This is a genomic window from Putridiphycobacter roseus, assembly GCF_003234935.1.
Taxonomy (GTDB): Bacteria; Bacteroidota; Bacteroidia; order Flavobacteriales_D; family Crocinitomicaceae; genus Putridiphycobacter; species Putridiphycobacter roseus.
On sequence record NZ_QKSB01000001.1, the window covers coordinates 19,608 to 38,498 of the forward strand.

Below are 18,891 nucleotides of genomic sequence, written 5' to 3' on the forward strand. Positions count from 1 at the left end.
CTTTAATTATTTTTATAGTAAAACAGTAATACTAAATCGTAACTAAAATGAGCGGCCACCGCCAACCATAAACTCTCATTTTTTGCAGCAAATCCAATGAGGACAATAAAAGCGGTTAAAAAAATAGCCAACAAGTTAATGGTTCTATATTGAAAAGAAAAATAGCCATGGATGGCTACAAAAATAATGGCTGTACTCCAAACCCCTTCATAAGGTTGAATAGCTCCTCTAAAAAACACTTCTTCTCCCACGCCTGCAGCTATGGCAAGAAAAAAAACATGAAAAGTGGTTAGGTTTAAATCTGTAAATCTATCTTTTATAGGACCTAATCCTTTTTCAAAATATGGTTTTTCAGACAGCCAAATCATCCAAATTCCAAAGCCAATTCCAATGGATAAATATAAGGGAATTTGGAAGTAATCTTCAGGGGCAATTTCAAATAAAGACCGCCATGAAATATTTTGAAAATAAAGTAAAGGCCAAGCCAATAAAGGGAAACCGATTAAGGTGATCAATCCCATAACTGTCAATTGGCTTTTTAATACATCCTTTATCATGAGTAACAAATCTACGACTTACATTTAATATTAAGTCAACGTTTGTGAAAGCAAAAAAGAGATCAATAAAATCAACAACAAGAGTAAAAAAAGTTTCTTATTCTGGTATATAGGTTTTTTCGGTCTTTTTAATACCTCGTCATATTGGTGTTTCAATTGTGAAAAATTTTTCATTTTCTCAATTTCATCCCCACTAGGCATTTCTTTATCTTTATCCCTATTTATGCTATATTTTTTCATTTTTTGCGCCATAAAGTCGCCTTACTTTTTTTAATAACCTATATAGTTTCATCTTTACATTAGCTTCTGAAACTTGATAATAATGTGCCATTTCTTTAAAGGAAAAGCCCAAGAAAAACCTTAATTCAATCATTTCAGCCTGCGCAGTTTCTAGCTCATTCATCAAATCAATCACCACTTCTTGCGTGCTTTTTGCCCCAGGGTTCTCTATCTTTACTTCTAACATCAATGCTGTTAAATTTGCTGGCGACAAACTAACTTCCTGCATTTTTTTAAGTTTTCTAAAATACAAATTTACTTCATTTCCTGCAATTTTATATAACCAGCTCGAAAATGGGTATCCCCTATCTTCATATTTATGTAGATTTAACATGGCCTTTAGCATAACCGCTTGACATAAATCATTTGCAGTTTGCTTCTCCCCAATTTTTACAAAAATATACCGATAGAGTTTTTCAAAATACTTTTCATACAAATAACCGAAAGCCGACCTGTTTTGTTGGGCAGCTTGCACAAACTTATAATCCTCAGAAAATTTATGTTTATCTTTCAAAAGAAAAATTATATTTTACCCTTATAATTCCATTACCTTAAAAAGTAACAAACTATCGAAAATCTTATTTTAAATAAGTCTCCGCTATAAAAAGTAAGGACTCTTCCGTAAGCGGCTTATTCATAAAATCCTTAACGTTGTCATTGCGCATTGCCCGTTCTCTATCGTCTGGATTAATAGATGTAGACAGCATCAATAAAGTTTGTGTGGCTCTTTTTTCTGCTGCTAATAGCTTGTATTCCTCTAAAAACTCCCAACCATCCATGCCAGGCATATTAATATCTAAAAATATTAAATCTGGTATATTATTTTCTTCTTCTAGCAAGTAATTTAAGGCATCCTGCGCATTTGTTTTGATTATGATTTCAAGGCATAAATCAAGTTTACTAATAATTCTTTTATGGATGTAGTTCGTGCTTAACTCATCATCAATAAGTAATATACAGTTGAATTTATTTTTCATTTAAAGAGATTTTGAAGGTTGTCCCCTCATTTATAGTAGAATTAACTGATATTTCACCCTGATGTAAATCTACTATTTTTTTACAATGTGCCAAACCAATACCTTCTCCTTCGTACGTGCTTTTATCGTGTAAACGATTGAAAATATTAAATATTTTCTCATGGTGCTTTTCAGGAATTCCAATTCCATTATCGGCAACAAAAAATTCATGCATCCCATTTTTAAATTGGTAAGAAATATGTATTTCAGGATTTATTTCTTTTCTTTTAAATTTCAACCCATTTGAAATTAAATTTTGAAACAACATCCTAAGCTCCGCTTCATAGCCAATTACCTTAGGAAATTTCCCCTCCCAAGAAACTTTTCCGTTCACTTCTTTTATTTTATTGGACAAGTCGGCCTTAACATCTACTAAAACTTGTTGTATATCCACCTCCTGTTTAACAGCGTTTTTACCTATCCTGGAAAGCTCCAATAAAGAACGAATCATGTTGCTCATTCTTTGGGCGGAATCTTTTATAAAACCAAATTGCATTTTCGTTTCAGGTGCCATATTATCTTCATTTTCGTCCACAATAATTTCGACTAAACTTTTAATGGTACCCAATGGTTCTTGTAAATCGTGTGAAGTGATGTAAGCATATTCAGAAAGCTCTTTATTACTCCGCTCTAATTCCTTTGTTTTTTCTCGAATGTCTTTTGTCATTTCTAAAGCCAATAACCTTGCTTTTTTCTCATTTCCTTGAATAGAATATATTACAAAGAACAATAACACATCAATTACAAATCCAAAAAATGCAACCACCCTTGGCAGTAACCTTTCACCTCTGGTAATATACTTTTCGGTAGAATGCGCGTACATTACCCAATCTCTACCTTGGATGGATATAGGAATCTGGATGGTTAAATCTGGTTGATGTTCATGGTCTAAAAGATGGATGAGTGAATCCGAATCAAAGAGTAAATTACTTTCATTGAATTGGTCATCATCATACAATTCATAATCAAACCCCAATACATTTTCGCCCAATATACCTTTCATTAAATCACCAACTCGGAACGGACTATACACCCAACCTTTAAAAAATTTATTACGGTTTGCGACGGTGGAAAGATCAGCCCCTTTTTTATAAACAGGTAAATAGGTTAAAAAACCTTTCTGTACATCTGTTTCAGTTTCTTGTACCAAAGTAATGATACTAGAAGTGGATGCTTCACCAGAATCAATCGCTCTTTGCATGGCACTTTGACGCATTTCATTCGACCACATATCGTATCCAAATGCTCGTTTATTTCGCCAATCGAATGGCTCCAAATAAAGAATCGAAGTATAAGTATCTCTTACTCCTTCGGGTTTAATTTTAAAATCGAAAAAGCCATCTTTTATCATTTGTAATTCAAAGGAATCCTTTGCTTCATTTGCAATCGGTATGGCATATCCCATACCTTGAATACCAGGCAGTCGGTTATTGATATCTAGGGTGTTCACATAATTTCTCCATTCTAAACGTGTTACCTCATCAGAACTATTGAATAAAGCTATCCCACCCCAAAGAGCCTGCTCATAAGTAATCATTCTTTCATCAATTGCAATTGCCACCTCATCCGCTTTAGCGAAAAATCTGTCTTTTGCCAATTGCTCCGAAAAATTAGACGAAATCCACCAAGCTAATATAGTTAAGCAAATAGAAACAAATAATATAACCCATGCCGTATAAGCATTATGGAAAATGGATAAAAAGCTATTTTTTTTTTCGTTCATATTTTATCATTAAACTTCTAATTTATCCTCTCCCCCTTTTTTATCCTGTAAAACCTTCTTCTGCCGTTTGTGTCATCCTTTTATTTCCTTAAATAAAAAAATACAATATGGACAGCTTAACAAAAACCTTTCCAAAATTCATGGTTTAAAAAATTGTCTACGCCCCTAGAAAAAGCTGCAACGAATAAAACCAAAAAGGCTAGTACGTTCAACCTTAAATACAATATCCATGTTAAAATTCGATTATTTTCGGGGCATTTTAAAACTACACATATAAAACCATTCTTATCTTTTAGCGCACGATACTTTACTACTTCTCCAATACATTTAACTAAGCAGTTTCTGTTCTTTTACCACAAATATTTTTTGAATTCTATCTCCTTTATTGGAGACAAAACCTTATGCAGCTATTAACATGCGTACCCAAGTCCTTTATAAGGCAGTCAATTATGTATTTTAAATATAATCAAAAAAACAATAAAATTTATTTTATTTGCACTTAATTGTTTTGTAAAAAGAACAGCCCTTATCTTTGATAAACCATTTAAACCTTTTTTCTCTTGCAGATAATTGAACAAATTAAAATAACGACACTACAGGAAGCCATTCGATTGAATACTTATTGTGAAAAATATGTTTCTTTTTTTCAGTCCCGAAAAAGTGTAAAGAAGGGCATAAAAAACGGTGCCGTATTATTAAATGGGCAAAAGGTACCTGGCGGAACCTGGTTAAAAATTGGAGATGAAATAATGATTCTTGACTTGATCCAGTCGCCCCCAAAAACATACCATTTAGACATACCTGTGATTTATGAAGATAACCATTTGGCGATTGTAAATAAACCGGCCGGACTTACAGTAAGCGGAAATCAATTTAAAACACTTGCAAACACCTTAAGGTATAATCTAATACCTACTGTAGAAAAGCATGCTTTATCTTGGCCATTGCCTACCCACAGAATAGACAACCAAACAAGCGGACTTGTTATTATAGCAAAAACAAAACCTGCGCGCATAAAAATAGGTCAATTATTTGAGGAAAAAAAGATTGAAAAAACATACCACGCATTAGCAATGGGGAGACTAGAAACTAAAGAAGGCTGGTTTGACAGTGCGATTGAAAACAAAAATGCAGCTACAGCATTCCAGGTAATTTCCGAAGTGAAATCCTTAAAAAATGAGTACTTAACTTTGGTGAAATTAAAACCAATTACGGGACGTACCCATCAAATACGAATTCACCTTTCTAGGAATAATACGCCAATTCTTGGTGACAAATTATATAGCGAAGAAACCATACAACAAAAAGGATTATTTCTGTGTGCCAATAAAGTGATTTTTAATCATCCAATTACTAATGAATTATTAAACATTGAAGTTCCATTGCCGTTAAAATTCAATACAAGAATGAAAAATGAACAAAGACGGTGGCAAAATTACCACGCCTGAATCAAGTTAATTTTTAGATGCCCTTTTTCTGGCAATTTATTGGTAACAGCAGTTAATCAACTACATTGCTCCAATCCATAAAGCAAGCTATTTGATAAAACAGTAAAAGTCAACATTGCCACTAGGCCTTCTATGCCTGCTATTCTAATGCGATTTTTATTTGCCTATACTGCAATTTTGGGGGAATGGATAACCTGAGACAGAAAAATAATGGGGCTAATCTTTGCTTCATTTACAGTTAAAAGTATGCTCTCAGGTCTGAAAGAATTTTTTAGTTACTGTGTAAAACATTACCCCATTATTTTCAATTCTGATTAATTATTTCTTTTTTGAGCTGTTTTTCTTGCTCGCTTTTTTTGCTGCTTTTTTCTTCGCTAGCTTTGCTTTTTTCTCTACTTTTTTTGCTGTTGCCTTCGCTTTTTTTGCTTTTGCTTTTGCTTTTGACTTTTCTTTTTTCAATTGTTTAGCTTTCTTTTTAGCAACTAATTTCAACTGTTTTTTAGATTTAACACTCTTTTTTACTTTTTGTTCTTTCTTAGATTTTGACATAATATTTTGATGTTTAGTTATTTTATTTGGCAAAAATAAGTCAATTTACGAAATGTTAACTAACTATCATATTAATATTATGTTAAGTTTAACACCGCTTAACATTGCGTTAACATCAGTTTGGAAGGTACATTATTTTATATTTGTAAAAAATTAAAGATGAAGTTGCTATTATTACTTTTTTTTGGATTGTATTTTACTAGTTGTTCCAAGTCTAGTTTAGGTATTAAAATAATTGCCAAAGGCACGCTAGAAAACCCTGCATCCGCTTCTGGTATTACCCATAATGAGCATGGTATATTTGCCATTGGAGATAATGTTAATTATTTATTTGAATTGGACAGCCATTTAAATATGCTTAATAAACAGGCCTTGACAAACCTACCAGTGGATAGTAATGGGGTAATTCCAAAAGTTAAAAAACCTGACTTTGAAGCCATAGAAAGTATGGCGGATCAATTATACATTTTTGGTTCAGGTTCAATTTCCCCAACTAGAGATCATTTAATCTGTGTAGATTTACTTACAAAAAAAATGACTTCCTATTCAATGACTAGGTTTTATCAATTTTTAAAAAGCAGTCCCTTCCTTCAAAATGTGGCATTAAATATTGAAGCACTAGCAATAAGTGGCACTGATTTTTATTTATTCAATCGTGGCTCTAATCACATTATACAATTTTCATACCCCTCCTTTTTAAAAGCAATACAAAGCAACAGCCCGTTTCCAACTCCTTCTTTCTATAAAATTAATTTACCAATCTTAAATGGTAGTGCAGCTGGTTTTTCTGGCGCGACAATAGATACCAAAAGCAACACCATTTTATTTACAGCTTCTATGGAAAACACATCTAATGCCATTGATGATGGAGAAATTTTGGGAAGCTTTGTTGGTGTCCTCCCTTTAACGGAACTAAAAAACAATGCAAACCCCATCTGCAAGTTACTCACTTCCGACCAAGGAACTTTAAAAACAAAAATAGAATCTATTAGTATATCTAAAAGAATATCCCCCAAGAAACTAAGGGCTGTACTTGTTAGTGATGGAGACGGAATTCCTTCAGAATTTTATCAAATAGAATTATCTTGGTAAATTCTAAACAAATACCACTAACCTTATGGTTTTTATAACCTATATACACTTTTAGTACTTCATTTTTTGTAAATTAGACCGCACAATCATAAAAAGAATGCCATGAAAATATTTTCTCTTCTACTTACCACTTTATTTATTCACTTCGCATACAGTCAGTCTCCAGGAGATACAATTGTTGTACAGTCATTTGATTACACAATGACTACTGGTGCCAATGGGGGATTAGCAAGAGCAATGATGGTTCCATTTCCGGATAATCCAGGCATATCTTACTCCAAAGTATTAATGCTTTACAATATGCGTTGTAGAAATGGTGCAGTAAACACTACAGGAGGTAACTATGTTGCTTGTGGAGAATGGGATTACAGTTGTAATTCTTATATACATGATTCTACAAGAGTAGATTCTATTCCTAGCACAACAGCTTCGCACAAAATAACTGGCTATAATGGTACGAGTTATAATTATTCAACCACGCCGATTTACAACTATTATTTGCATATTCAACAAGCTGTAATTTTAAACAATATCGTTTCAGAAAACCAAGCCATTATTGGTACGGGGACACAGAACATGAATGAAGCGCTACCTACTGCAAGTAGAAATGCCAAGTCTGTATTTTTATTTACCCAATCAGAATTAAGTAATGCTGGTTTAACCGCAGGTAACATTGATGCCTTACTATTGAATGTATTAAATGCTGGTGGTGATGCTAATTATTTTAGAGTACGTTTAAAAGAGACAAGTGATTTAACGGTTGATTTAACCAATCTTAATTTAAACGGATTCTCTGAAGTCTTTTACGCGAATACCAACTTTACAAATGGACAAAATAGAATTCAATTTTACACGCCTTTTACATGGAATGGAACAGATAATTTATTAGTGGAATTCTCATTTACCAATCCAAACACCAACACAACAATTGAAATAGAAGGAAGTAACATATTAAATATGGGGGCTTTCAGCAGCAACGACAGTTATACTCATTTTAACGGGTCAAACTACATAGAAGCAGACACCTATAAAGGAATTTCGGGCAATACAAACAGAACCATTGAAGCTTGGATTAAAGCGGATGCAGGTAGTAATAGCGGAGAAATTTGTAGCTGGGGAACAGATGTATCTGGTGAAAAATGGGTTACTAGAATAAATGGAGATGGTACTTTAAGGGCTGAAATAAACGGCGGATTTAAATACGGCACCACATTAATCAATGATGGACAATGGCACCATATTGCAATTGTTTTAAATGGCAACAACGTTACAGATTGTTCTTTTTATGTGGATGGCCAATTAGAAAGTACGGGCGGCTCTCAATCGTTAAGCGTAAATACAGACACTAACGACGGTATTAAAATGAGAATTAGTCGCGGTGTAAATAACCGTTATTTTGATGGCATTATTGATGAATTAAGATTATGGGGGACGAATTTAAGTGCGACAGAAATTTCGAATTGGAGTAAGCAAAAATTAAATCCAACGCACCCTAATTACGCGGATTTAGAAACTTATTTACCATTAAACGAAGGACAAGGGACTACCATTAACGATTTATCGACCCACAGTAGAAATGGGGAAATTATTAATGGGGAAATTTGGGAAATGCCAAATGGCTTAGCTTTATTTAAAGACTTTCAAGCATTGACTGCAAGACCAAATTTAACTTTTGCGCAAGGTACTTATAACCTAACTATATCTAATGATTCAATAGTTGATTCTATTCAACAAGTGAGTAATTTAGTTAACGAATATCAAATCAATTCCAATGCAGGAACGATTTTAAATGATGAGATTGCTACCGCATCAAGCAATTACTATTGGGAGGCGTCTTATAGCTATTTCTTTGATGAAAATGGCGTAAAAACGGATTCCACCATTGTAACTCCAAATGGCACCATTAACATTTCAGATTTGGATTATTTTCAAAGAATGCCAATGCGTTTTGAAATTATTTCCTTTGTGACTCCTTATGGCGTAAATTTAAACCTAGGTGCAACTGGTAAAACATGGCAAGTAGATTTAACGGATTATATGCCCGTTTTAAAAGGAGATAAATTGATGACCATAGAGAGAGGTGGACAATGGAATGAAGATTTAGACATCAAATTTTTATTTATAGTTGGAACACCACCACGAGATATTGTGGATGTACAACAAATATGGAGAAACGACTATAAATCATACACCTCGATTATGGACAACTCAAGCTTTGAACCAAGGGATGTTTTAATGAATCCAGCAGCTTCTGCCTACAAATTAAAATCTGTAATTACAGGACATGGTCAAGAAGGAGAATTTATACCTAGAGACCATTTTTACAACATTGATGGCGGTGCAAATGAATTCCAATGGACGGTATGGACTGCTTGTGCGGAAAACCCAATTTACCCACAAGGCGGAACATGGATTTATGACAGAGCAGGATGGTGTCCTGGTAAACCTTCAGATTTAGAAGAATATGATTTAACACCTTTTGTAACACCGGGACAAACACACACAATTGATTATGGTATAATTACAGCAACTGGTACTTCCAATTACATTGTGAACAACCAACTGGTTTCCTATGGTGCTCCGAACTTTAGTCTGGACGCTGCATTAGTAGATATCCTTGATCCTTCAAGCTATGTAGAATACGAACGCTTTAATTCTATTTGTGCCAACCCTACGGTAGTGATACAAAATACAGGTAGCACTGCATTGACTTCATTGACCATTGAATATTGGATAAATAGCAGCAGTACACTTGAAACTTTTACGTGGACAGGAAATTTAGCTTTCTTAGAAAAGGCAGAAGTAGATTTACCTTCTCCAGGTAGTTTATGGCAAAGTGCGAATCCAACCAATAACAAATTCAATGTGACCATTAAAAATCCGAATGGTGGAACGGATGAATTTATTCACAACAACACTTACCAATCCGAATTTAACTTGGTAGATATTTTACCTGAAGCTTTTTACTTGAATTTTAAAACAAACAATGCCCCTCATGAAAGTAAAATTGAACTTTTTGATGATGCAGGAAATGTAATATTTACAAGAACTGGCATGTCTTCAAACACTACCTACAAAGATACTTTTGAACTATATGCTGGCTGTTATACTTTATTAATTTCAGATTCAGACGGAGATGGTATTAATTTTTGGGCAAACAGTGACGGAAGTGGATCTGCTTTTATAAAAGAAGTAGGCGGATTTACCTTAAAATCATTCAATGGTGACTTTGGTGGCTCAATTATCTATAACTTCTCGGTAGACTCTCCGCTTTCCTACGATCAGCTTTACAACAATAGTCAAGTCGAATTATTCCCAAATCCAGCTCAAGCATTCTTTACCTTAAGTGCAGATAATATTGATCCATCTCAAATCTCAATTCACAATGGTTTGGGACAAAATTTTCAATTACCAATTGAAAAATCAAATAATCAACTGCACATTAACACACAAGATTTAGCACCAGGCTTATATATTGTAAATATCAAATACGAAGGAGAAACCATCACTAAAAGGCTAATCATACAATAAAATATGCGCAAAGTACTGCTTATCATCACCTGCTTAATGGCAACACTATTCATTAGTTGTAAAAAAGTAGATGCTTATACTAAATTCAATCTAGAATTTAATCAGTCGGTTACTATACCATCTTCTACTGGTCTTAACCTACCTTTTAATATATTAACACCGGATGTAAAAACCAATTCGGAAGCAGAGTTTGAAATTAATGACACAAGAAAGGATTTGATCGAGTTGATTCAAATTACCAAATTGACCATGACGCATCAATCTCCTTCCAATGGTAATTTTAAATTTTTAAAATCCATACAAATATATTTAACCGCCGAAGGACTTTCTGAAATCAAAGTAGCATGGAATGAAAACGTTTCTGAAGACATTGACAAAACTTTAGAACTAGAAACAACCGAAAATGATTTACAAGAATACATCAAGAAAGATAAATTTGGTTTAAGGGTACAAACAGTAACAGATGAAGCTTTTAATTCGGATCAGGAAATAGCTATTCAATCCGTGTTTTTTGTAGATGCAAAAATACTAGGACAATAAAAAAGGATAGCCATTGAAAAACCCATTGTCATTTAGCTAAATTAGAAATAAATGAGGTGGGTATATGTTATATTGTTTTTGGGAATTAGTGCTTGTGGATTTACGCAAAAACACCAGTCCAACGACTTCCAAGGCTACGTTTTAAGCGCGGTTGACCAAACACAGATTCCATTTGCTGTAATATTTAATCACGCCCTTCAAAAAGGCGTTTTAGCCAATGAAAATGGTTATTTTGAAATTCCTTATGCAGCACTTAGTGACAGCGTCACCATTAAGGTTATTGGTTATAAAACTTACTTTTTAAAAATTGCGCCGCAACAGCAGCCACGTAAAGTTTATCTTCAAGAAAAAAACCAATTGCTGTCCACTGTCACTGTCAACGGAATTGACAACACTTCCCTCTTCAATTATTTAATAAAAGTCCAGAAAAAAGCGACCCAGAAAAAACGGCAATCCAAGGCATATTTTTATTTAAAAACCTATATCAACCAAAAACAAATTGAACTAGTAGAATGTTTTTACAATGCCAGTATCAGAGGCTATGACATAGAAGAATTGTTCCTGAAAAGTGGTCGATTTGGTTTACAGTATTACAACCGCAACTTGTTCGTTTCTGTAGAAAGTGCACAAGCATTAAATTTAAATAAACTACTTCAAGAGACCCCTTTTTTCCCAATTAACCCTTTACAATTATCTAAAAGAGGTTTAAAAAAAACATACCGAATTAAGCGCATTCAAAAATATTTGAATGAAGATAAGGACTCTACTTTTGTACTGAAGTTGACCCCTAAAGATACGAGCGGTAATTACTTCTATGCCAAAATTTGGTATAACCAAAATACGCATCAACTTGAAAAAATCTCCCTAAACTGTCCGCATGCCATTAGACATCCTTTTTCACCTTTATTTCCAACAGATAAGATACTAAATATAGATTTATCCATTACCAAAACCTTTAAAAAAATAGTCCAACAATCCTTTTTAGAACATTTAGACTTTAATTATGCACTTACTTATCAAAATAGACTAGATTCTATTTTTACCATTCATTCTACTGCAGTAGTTCAAATGTATGATTTTAAGGAATTGTTTTTCTTACCTATACTTAGTTTTTCAGAACAAGATTTAGGAACCTATCGCAAATTAAATGCCTTTCCTTTTAACCCATTTTTTTGGCAAAACCACCAAGAACTGAAAATAAGTGATGAATCGAAAGAAAATAATACTTTTTATAAGGACAGCAAGACCATTACAAACCAAACATTCTTCAAAAGCTCCTTACCCAATAAAACAAACTTTTTTGAACACTCCTTTATCCAGTGGACCGGTAAAAGAATACTTTTTAAGCCAAATGAAAAACCAATCAACCGCTTTAATGAAACAAATATTATTTCTGAAAGGTACCACTTGGAAGCTAGACTATTTATTGACTATAATAACTACAAGGACTCCGTTAACCTATTAATAAAAACTATTTTCGATCCCTACAAAAGTTTTTACTATTTACCGCTTTCTCCAAAAGTGCATTGTTTTATCAATATGTACTTTGATTTAATGGAAATAAACAGAATCGAATTGGCTTTAAAAATAAAGCAATCCGACCGTTCCTTTGAAAGTGTAAAAAAAATCTATACTACCCAATATTTGAAAATGCTGACACAAGAAAACCAATTCTTAAAAGAAGTACAAAGGGGTGAAAACAAAAAAGAAATGGCAGAATGGAACCAATACATCTACGAGAAAACAAAGATCAATAACCTAGAAATATTCCTATTGGATAAGGCCAACGATTAAAACAATTTCCAAACAAAAAAGGAGACCATTAGCCTCCTTTTTATTGTTTGTACTATATTTTTTTAGTAGTTTAATGTTCTTTCAATTCCTACGCGCACTTTATCTGCATTGGTTAACAATGCAGCCTCTAAAATAGAATTCAATGGAATTGCAGGCGTATCAACAGAACCAATAATTTCTACTGGAGCATCTAGATACTCAAAACAGTTTTTTTGAATTTTACCCGCTAAAGCCAATGTGAAAGTAGCTTCAATAGATTCTTCAGTCACCAACATGGCTCTATTGTGTTTTTTAACCGCATCAAAAATAGCCGTTTCATCTATAGGACTCAAGGTTCTTAAATCAATAATTTCAACTCGTCCAGGAAAAGCTTCTGCTGCTTCCGCACTCCAATACACACCACGTCCATAAGTAATAATTACCATAGATTCTGATGCTTGTACTTTTTCAGGCATAGCTTCAATCACCGTTCTCGCCTTACCAAAAGGAATCACATAGTCTTCATCCGGTTCAACTGTAATTGCACCTTCAGTACCTTTAATTTTACTCCAATACAAGCCTTTATGTTCAAAAATAACGACAGGGTTCGGGTCGTAAAATGCAGATTTCAATAATCCTTTTAAGTCGGCTCCAGTAGATGGGTATGCCACTTTAATCCCTCTGATGTTAGTCACAACAGACTCAACAGAACTCGAGTGGTATGGTCCACCAGAACCATAAGCACCAATAGGAACTCTGATGATAGCACTAACAGGCCATTTACCATTCGACAAGTAGTAAGACCTACTCACCTCAGTGAACAATTGATTTAGTCCAGGCCATATATAATCTGCAAATTGCACCTCCACAATTGGTTTTAGTCCAACTGCCGACATACCAACTGTACTACCAATAATAAATGCTTCTTGAATTGGGGTATTATACACTCTTTCGTCACCAAACTTCTGTGCCAATGTAGCTGCTTCACGGAATACACCACCTAATCTACCACCCACATCTTGTCCATACAACAAAGCCTCTTTGTGCTTACTTAATATTTCCGTCATTGCAAACAAGGCAGAATCTACCATCACGGTAGGTTTTTTTCCAACAGGAGAACGTTCCCCTTTTTCTTCGGTAATTGGTGTTGGTGCAAAATAATGGTCGGTTAAACTATCTGGCGAAGGATCTTCAGCATTCATGGCTTGTTTAAACTCCTCCTCCACTACTGTTCTTACCGAAGCTTCAATATTAATTACTTCTGCAATGCCAAAAGCATCTTCTACAAGCTTTCTAAGTTTTGGATAAGGGTCTTTTAATGCCGCTTCTTCTAAATCATCTCGATACCATTCCTTACGCACACCAGAAGTATGGTGACCTAATAAAGGAACTTTAGCATGTATTAAAAACGGGCGTCTTTCTTTTCTAATAATAGAAATTACCTCTGCAATTGTATTGTAACACGCCTCAAAATCAGTTCCATCAATGGTTCTAACTTCTAAGCCATTAAAACCTTTTGCATAATGTGTTATATCTTGTGCTCTAATTTCTGCTGCATTCGCTGAAATATCCCACTCATTGTCTTGTACTAAATAAATGATAGGAAATTGTTTTAAGGCAGCCATTTGAAAAGCTTCTGACACTTCACCTTCTGTACAAGAAGCGTCTCCCAAAGAACAAACTACCACAGGGTTATCCCCTTTAAAATCCTCGGCAATACCTACTTTTTCTTTATATTGAATACCCATAGCCACACCAGTAGTTGGAATGGCTTGCATACCCGTAGCTGAAGATTGATGAATAATTTTTGGTTTATCCTCCTCCTTTAAACTTGGGTGAGAATAATAAGTTCTTCCTCCCGAAAAAGGATCATCTTTTTTTGCAAAAACCTGCAGCATCACATCATATGGACGCATGCCTATACTTAATAAAATTGAATCATCTCTATAATAAGGTGAAACCCAATCCTGGGGCTTCAACTGCATTCCCATTGCGATCTGAATTGCTTCATGTCCTCGCGAAGTAGCATGTACATATTTGGAAGTTACTTTTGCATTTTCTTCATATATCTCGGCCATGGTTTTAGCCGTCCCCATCAACCTAAATGCCTCTTTTATTTTAGACTGATCTATAGTTTGCACCTTTGATTTCAATTTTTTTATATTGTTCGCCATTTTTTGGTCTAAATTTTGGTTGCTAATATACGCAATTCGCAAGGGATTAAAAAATATGATAAAGAATAAAGACCGTTAATGTATAATTTATAATCACTTCAATTTTTTATCTTAAATTTATAGGCTTGCAACAAAACAAATAAAATATTATGAAAAAAATAATTCAAAGCATGTTCTTGCTTTTCATTTGCATCAATGTAAATGCTCAAAAAACGGAACTCACTTTAAAAGACGCTGTGATGCAACAATATCGCGCATTTTACCCACAACGTTCTGTCATGGTGAAGTGGATTCCAAATAGTAAGTCTTATGCTTCCTTAAGTGCCGATTACCAAACATTGGTAAAAACGGACATCAACAGTGGCAACAAAACAAATTTGATCAATACCGAAGAGTTAGCAAAAATAACAGGGGAAGCACCTGGATACATCAATGTCGTTTCCTGGAAGAATGAAAATCAATTTTATTTACAAAATAAAAATAAATTCTACTTGATTAATTTGGCAGATAAAAGCGGTACTTTTTTAAATGAAGCACCGGCAGAAGCAGAAAATATAAACTTTCATGCGGCATCAAAACAGATTGCATATACGGTAGCCAATAATTTATTTTTAGTGGATGCAAAAAAAGAAATCAAACAAATCACTGCAAACAAAGAAGGAACCGTGAGCGGACAAGCCATTGCTAGAAGTGAATTCGGCATTACAAATGGTATTTTTTGGTCACCACAAGGTGATAAAATAGGGTTTTATCAAAAAGATGAATCTAAAGTAGCTGATTACCCACTATTGAACATTAACGATACACCCGGTTCTTTAAATAGTATTAAATACCCAATGGCTGGACAATCTAGTGAACAAGGAAAAGCTGGCGTTTACAACACGCAAAATGGTAAAACATTTTTTATCCAACCAACAGGAGACAAAGAAGACTATATCACTAATTTCGGATGGAATTTAGATGGTTCAGAAGTATATATTGCGGAAGTAAACAGAGACCAAAACCACACTAAATTAATTCAATATAATGGTTTTTCTGGAGAGATGAAAAAAATTATCTTGGAAGAAAAAAATGACAAATGGACAGAACCAGAAAGTCCAGTTTACTTTGTAAATGACCAAGATTTTATTTGGATGAGTGAAAAGGATGGCTTTATGAATATGTATTTATACAATGCCATTAGCGGTAAACTTGTAAAACAATTGACCACTAACCAATGGGTCATTACTGGCATTGAAGGATATGATGATAAAGGAAATATCTATTTTACCGGAACAGGTGAAAAACCAACAGAAAAGCATTACTTCAAAGTAAATATAAAATCGGGGAAACAAACCCAATTAACAAAAGAAGGAACACATTCATTGATTTTTAATGATGACTTTACTTACATGTTTGATTCTTATTCTTCAGTAACTATTCCTAATATAGAAAAAGTAATGAGCACGAAAGGGAAAACAAAATTAAACGTGTTAACGGCTAAAAACCCTTTAGAAAACATCCAAATGGGTACGGCTGAATACGGTACCATTAAAGCAGCAGATAAGAAAACAGATCTTCACTATAGGTTAATTAAACCAAGTAATTTCGATTCAAATAAAAAATACCCTGTATTGGTTTATGTGTATGGAGGGCCGCACGCACAATTGGTTACTAACTCGTGGTACGGTGGTGCTTCTTTGTGGATGTATTGGATGGCTGAACAAGACTATTTAGTATTTACAGTAGACAATAGAGGTTCAGCCAATAGAGGATTTGAATTTGAATCTGTTATCCATAGAAACTTAGGAGACCATGAAATGGATGATCAACTAGAAGGGGTTAAGTTTTTAAAATCTTTACCTTATGTAGACGGCAATAGACTGGCTGTACATGGCTGGAGTTTTGGTGGCTTTATGACCACTTCATTGATGCTCCGTCAACCGGGTACATTTACTACAGGTGTTGCTGGTGGACCAGTGACAGATTGGAAGTATTACGAAATAATGTATGGAGAAAGATACATGGACCGTCCAGCGCAAAATAAAGAAGGATACGAAAAAGCTTCTTTAATGAATTACGTGAAAAATCTTGACGGTAACCTACTATTGATCCATGGTACTGCAGATGACGTAGTCGTAATGCAACATAACTTAGCCTTGGTGAAAGCTTTTATAGAAGCAGAAGTTCAAATGGACTTCTTTCCTTACCCTATGCACCCGCACAACGTACGTGGAAAAGACCGCGTTCACTTAATGACTAAAGTATTGAATTATGTGCTGGAACATAATAAATAAATAAAAAAATTCCCTTTAAAAGCGTCAATGAAAATTGGCGCTTTTTTTGTATCTTTCAGTTTTTATATCAATATGTTAAGTAAATACTACACCATCATTATCTATATGTTATTTTCTGTGAATACCCTTCAAGCAAAGGAGAGTGACTCATTGAAAATTGTGCAATTGTTTGGAATGGTTTTGACTGCCCCAGATAAATTAGACTCTTTATATCATGAAGCGAACTTGATTTCAAAAGAATCCATTGAAAAGAACATCAAAAACATTTTCGCTTATAATTATTCGAAAACATTATTCTTAACTGGTCAGCTCGATAAGGCCGACTCCATTGCAAACGCAAGTATTGAGCAATCTGGCGATACTTTAGCTTTTAAAAACGCAAAACTTTATAACATTCGAGCTACCGTTAAAAGTTACCAGAACCAAGTAGAAGAAGCGGTCTATTTTTACAATAAATCGATTCAAATTTTAGAATTGTATGAAAATGATTATCAAGCTGCACTGATTAAAAATAATATTGCCAATTTGTTTTTAAGCTTAAATGAACACCAACAATCTTATAATTACAGCAAGGAAGCATACCAAACTTTAAAAGCATTAAAAGACACCATATATCTTCCAGGTCTGACCGCCATTTATGCCATTTCCGCATTAAAGATTGATAGAACTATTTTGGGTGAAAAATTAACCGAAGAAAGCATTGAATTGGCAAATAAATACAACAATCCAGTTGGTAAGATTGTAGGTTACCATGCAAAAGCAGAAGTGTTTATTAACCAGGAAAAATATGCGGAAGCAATACAAGCCTATGAAACATCCTTAGGTTATAGTCAACAATATCAGCAAGGGCATTATGCAATGCTCAATAAAATTGGCTTACTGATTGCTAATGTTGCGGCTGAAAATTATGAAAAAGCAATAGTTTATGGAGAAGAAGCCAGTAAAGAGTCCACCAAGCAAGGGAATTTAAATACTTTTTTTGCCATTAAAAAAAATCTGAGTTTCGCCTATGCTGGCATTGGTGATTTTGAAAAAGGTTACCAGTATTTAAAAGAAGCCCAAGAAGATTATATTGAAAAGGCGAATACCGAAAGTAAAACGAAACTCAATGAATTATTAATAAAATACGAAGCAGAGAAAAGTGAAAAGAAATTAGCGGAACAAGCTTTAGCGTTAGCCGATCAAAAAGCAAAAAATAATGTGCGTGCTTTTTGGATTTTTGTCTTACTTTCCCTCTTACTTATTTTATTTATTGCCTATTATTCTTACCGAAAAAATCAAATACAAAAGCTTAAATTGGTAGAAGAAACAAATTTGAAAAATAAAATTTTGGCAGCCATTCAAGGAGAAGAAAAGGAAAGAGAACGACTAGCCAGTGAGCTGCATGATGGCATAGCTTCAACACTTACTGGAATAAGGCTGCAATTGACCAATGAATATAACCAAAACCCATCCCAAGCTGCGCTTAAAACAACAATTGACCAATTAGAAAAGGTACATGACGAAACCAGAAGAATTTCCCATAATCTATCGCCACTCTATTTAAAAAACAAGTCCTTTTCTCAAGCCATTGAACAATTTTGTCATGAAAACTCTACTGCCCTAATCAAAATCAATTTCAACGACTTAATACAATCCCCATTTGTTCTGGATAAATTTACCGAAAGTGTTATTTTTAGAAGTACACAAGAATTAATAAACAATGTACTAAAACACGCTGATGCCACCGAATGTAACGTACAGGTTTCAATCCTTGAAAACACCTTAAACATTATGGTAGAAGACAATGGAAAAGGGATGGATATAAATAATTACAAAATAGCGGACGGTTATGCCAGAATGCAAAATAAGCTACGCACCATTGAAGCATCTTTCTCTATTGAAAGTGAAGATAACAATGGCACCCTAGCCATAATAAATTTAAAATTATAAG

General features: G+C 34.1%; 14 protein-coding genes. 7 read left to right on the top strand and 7 right to left on the bottom strand.

Features of this window, described 5'->3' with window-relative positions; all coding sequences use genetic code 11:
• Nucleotides 1-2 precede the first annotated feature (2 nt).
• The 5 genes from DNU06_RS00080 to DNU06_RS00100 all read right to left on the bottom strand — a co-directional run bounded on the left by DNU06_RS00080 (nt 3) and on the right by DNU06_RS00100 (nt 3,575).
• Nucleotides 3-557, bottom strand: coding sequence for a CPBP family intramembrane glutamic endopeptidase (locus tag DNU06_RS00080; protein ID WP_111061169.1), 555 nt, complete (start codon nt 555-557; stop codon nt 3-5).
• Nucleotides 558-587: 30 nt separating this feature from the next.
• Nucleotides 588-797 carry a hypothetical protein gene (locus tag DNU06_RS00085; RefSeq protein ID WP_111061170.1) on the bottom strand — a complete coding sequence of 70 codons (210 nt, stop codon included), beginning with the start codon at nt 795-797 and terminating at the stop codon, nt 588-590.
• Complete coding sequence (locus DNU06_RS00090; RefSeq protein ID WP_158526785.1) at nt 784-1,350, bottom strand: RNA polymerase sigma factor; 567 nt, start codon at nt 1,348-1,350, stop codon at nt 784-786. Before DNU06_RS00090 ends, DNU06_RS00085 begins: the two co-directional genes overlap by 14 nt.
• A 64-nt stretch (nt 1,351-1,414) precedes the next feature.
• A complete protein-coding gene (locus DNU06_RS00095; RefSeq protein ID WP_111061172.1) occupies nt 1,415-1,813 on the bottom strand; it encodes a response regulator in 399 nt (132 codons plus the stop codon).
• Nucleotides 1,803-3,575 (bottom strand): CHASE domain-containing sensor histidine kinase, encoded by a 1,773-nt coding sequence (locus tag DNU06_RS00100; protein ID WP_111061173.1) that lies wholly within the window; start codon nt 3,573-3,575, stop codon nt 1,803-1,805. Before DNU06_RS00100 ends, DNU06_RS00095 begins: the two co-directional genes overlap by 11 nt.
• A 560-nt stretch (nt 3,576-4,135) precedes the next feature.
• Between DNU06_RS00100 and DNU06_RS00105 the strand changes: the two genes are divergently transcribed.
• The gene (locus DNU06_RS00105) at nt 4,136-5,023 is read left to right on the top strand and encodes an RluA family pseudouridine synthase (RefSeq protein ID WP_111061174.1); all 888 of its coding nucleotides are present in this window, start codon (nt 4,136-4,138) and stop codon (nt 5,021-5,023) included.
• A gap of 318 nt (nt 5,024-5,341) precedes the next feature.
• Here the strand turns inward: DNU06_RS00105 and DNU06_RS17725 are convergent, their stop codons facing one another.
• Nucleotides 5,342-5,605, bottom strand: a complete 264-nt coding sequence (locus tag DNU06_RS17725; protein WP_146239090.1) for a hypothetical protein — start codon at nt 5,603-5,605, stop codon at nt 5,342-5,344.
• A 126-nt stretch (nt 5,606-5,731) separates the two neighbouring features.
• Here DNU06_RS17725 and DNU06_RS00110 point away from each other — a divergent pair, with 126 nt between their 5' ends.
• From DNU06_RS00110 to DNU06_RS00125, 4 genes are all read left to right on the top strand, one after another.
• On the top strand, nt 5,732-6,664 hold the full coding sequence (locus tag DNU06_RS00110) for a DUF6929 family protein (RefSeq protein ID WP_111061175.1): 933 nt from the start codon (nt 5,732-5,734) through the stop codon (nt 6,662-6,664).
• A gap of 102 nt (nt 6,665-6,766) precedes the next feature.
• Complete coding sequence (locus DNU06_RS00115) at nt 6,767-10,195, top strand: LamG-like jellyroll fold domain-containing protein (protein WP_111061176.1); 3,429 nt, start codon at nt 6,767-6,769, stop codon at nt 10,193-10,195.
• A gap of 3 nt (nt 10,196-10,198) precedes the next feature.
• Nucleotides 10,199-10,735 (top strand): hypothetical protein, encoded by a 537-nt coding sequence (locus tag DNU06_RS00120; protein ID WP_111061177.1) that lies wholly within the window; start codon nt 10,199-10,201, stop codon nt 10,733-10,735.
• 51 nt (nt 10,736-10,786) lie between these two features.
• Nucleotides 10,787-12,529, top strand: a complete 1,743-nt coding sequence (locus tag DNU06_RS00125; protein WP_111061178.1) for a carboxypeptidase-like regulatory domain-containing protein — start codon at nt 10,787-10,789, stop codon at nt 12,527-12,529.
• A gap of 62 nt (nt 12,530-12,591) precedes the next feature.
• On the opposite strand, the gene DNU06_RS00130 is transcribed toward DNU06_RS00125, so the two are convergent.
• Entirely contained in the window at nt 12,592-14,682 is a 2,091-nt protein-coding gene (locus DNU06_RS00130) for an alpha-ketoacid dehydrogenase subunit alpha/beta (RefSeq protein WP_111061855.1), read from the bottom strand.
• Nucleotides 14,683-14,831: 149 nt separating this feature from the next.
• On the opposite strand from DNU06_RS00130, the gene DNU06_RS00135 reads away from it, so the two are divergent.
• Both DNU06_RS00135 and DNU06_RS00140 read left to right on the top strand, forming a co-directional pair.
• Complete coding sequence (locus DNU06_RS00135; protein WP_111061179.1) at nt 14,832-16,958, top strand: S9 family peptidase; 2,127 nt, start codon at nt 14,832-14,834, stop codon at nt 16,956-16,958.
• 27 nt (nt 16,959-16,985) lie between these two features.
• On the top strand, nt 16,986-18,890 hold the full coding sequence (locus DNU06_RS00140; RefSeq protein ID WP_111061180.1) for a tetratricopeptide repeat-containing sensor histidine kinase: 1,905 nt from the start codon (nt 16,986-16,988) through the stop codon (nt 18,888-18,890).
• Nucleotide 18,891 lies beyond the last annotated feature (1 nt).

Bases quoted from the DNA above. Each gene is read 5' to 3' on its own strand.
- DNU06_RS00080 (WP_111061169.1), bottom strand. From the start codon at position 557: ATGATAAAGGATGTATTAAAAAGCCAATTGACAGTTATGGGATTGATC.
- DNU06_RS00085 (WP_111061170.1), bottom strand. From the start codon at position 797: ATGAAAAAATATAGCATAAATAGGGATAAAGATAAAGAAATGCCTAGT.
- DNU06_RS00095 (WP_111061172.1), bottom strand. From the start codon at position 1,813: ATGAAAAATAAATTCAACTGTATATTACTTATTGATGATGAGTTAAGC.
- DNU06_RS00100 (WP_111061173.1), bottom strand. From the start codon at position 3,575: ATGAACGAAAAAAAAAATAGCTTTTTATCCATTTTCCATAATGCTTAT.
- DNU06_RS00110 (WP_111061175.1), top strand. From the start codon at position 5,732: ATGAAGTTGCTATTATTACTTTTTTTTGGATTGTATTTTACTAGTTGT.
- DNU06_RS00115 (WP_111061176.1), top strand. From the start codon at position 6,767: ATGAAAATATTTTCTCTTCTACTTACCACTTTATTTATTCACTTCGCA.
- DNU06_RS00120 (WP_111061177.1), top strand. From the start codon at position 10,199: ATGCGCAAAGTACTGCTTATCATCACCTGCTTAATGGCAACACTATTC.
- DNU06_RS00125 (WP_111061178.1), top strand. From the start codon at position 10,787: ATGAGGTGGGTATATGTTATATTGTTTTTGGGAATTAGTGCTTGTGGA.
- DNU06_RS00130 (WP_111061855.1), bottom strand. From the start codon at position 14,682: ATGGCGAACAATATAAAAAAATTGAAATCAAAGGTGCAAACTATAGAT.
- DNU06_RS00135 (WP_111061179.1), top strand. From the start codon at position 14,832: ATGAAAAAAATAATTCAAAGCATGTTCTTGCTTTTCATTTGCATCAAT.
- DNU06_RS00140 (WP_111061180.1), top strand. From the start codon at position 16,986: ATGAAAATTGGCGCTTTTTTTGTATCTTTCAGTTTTTATATCAATATG.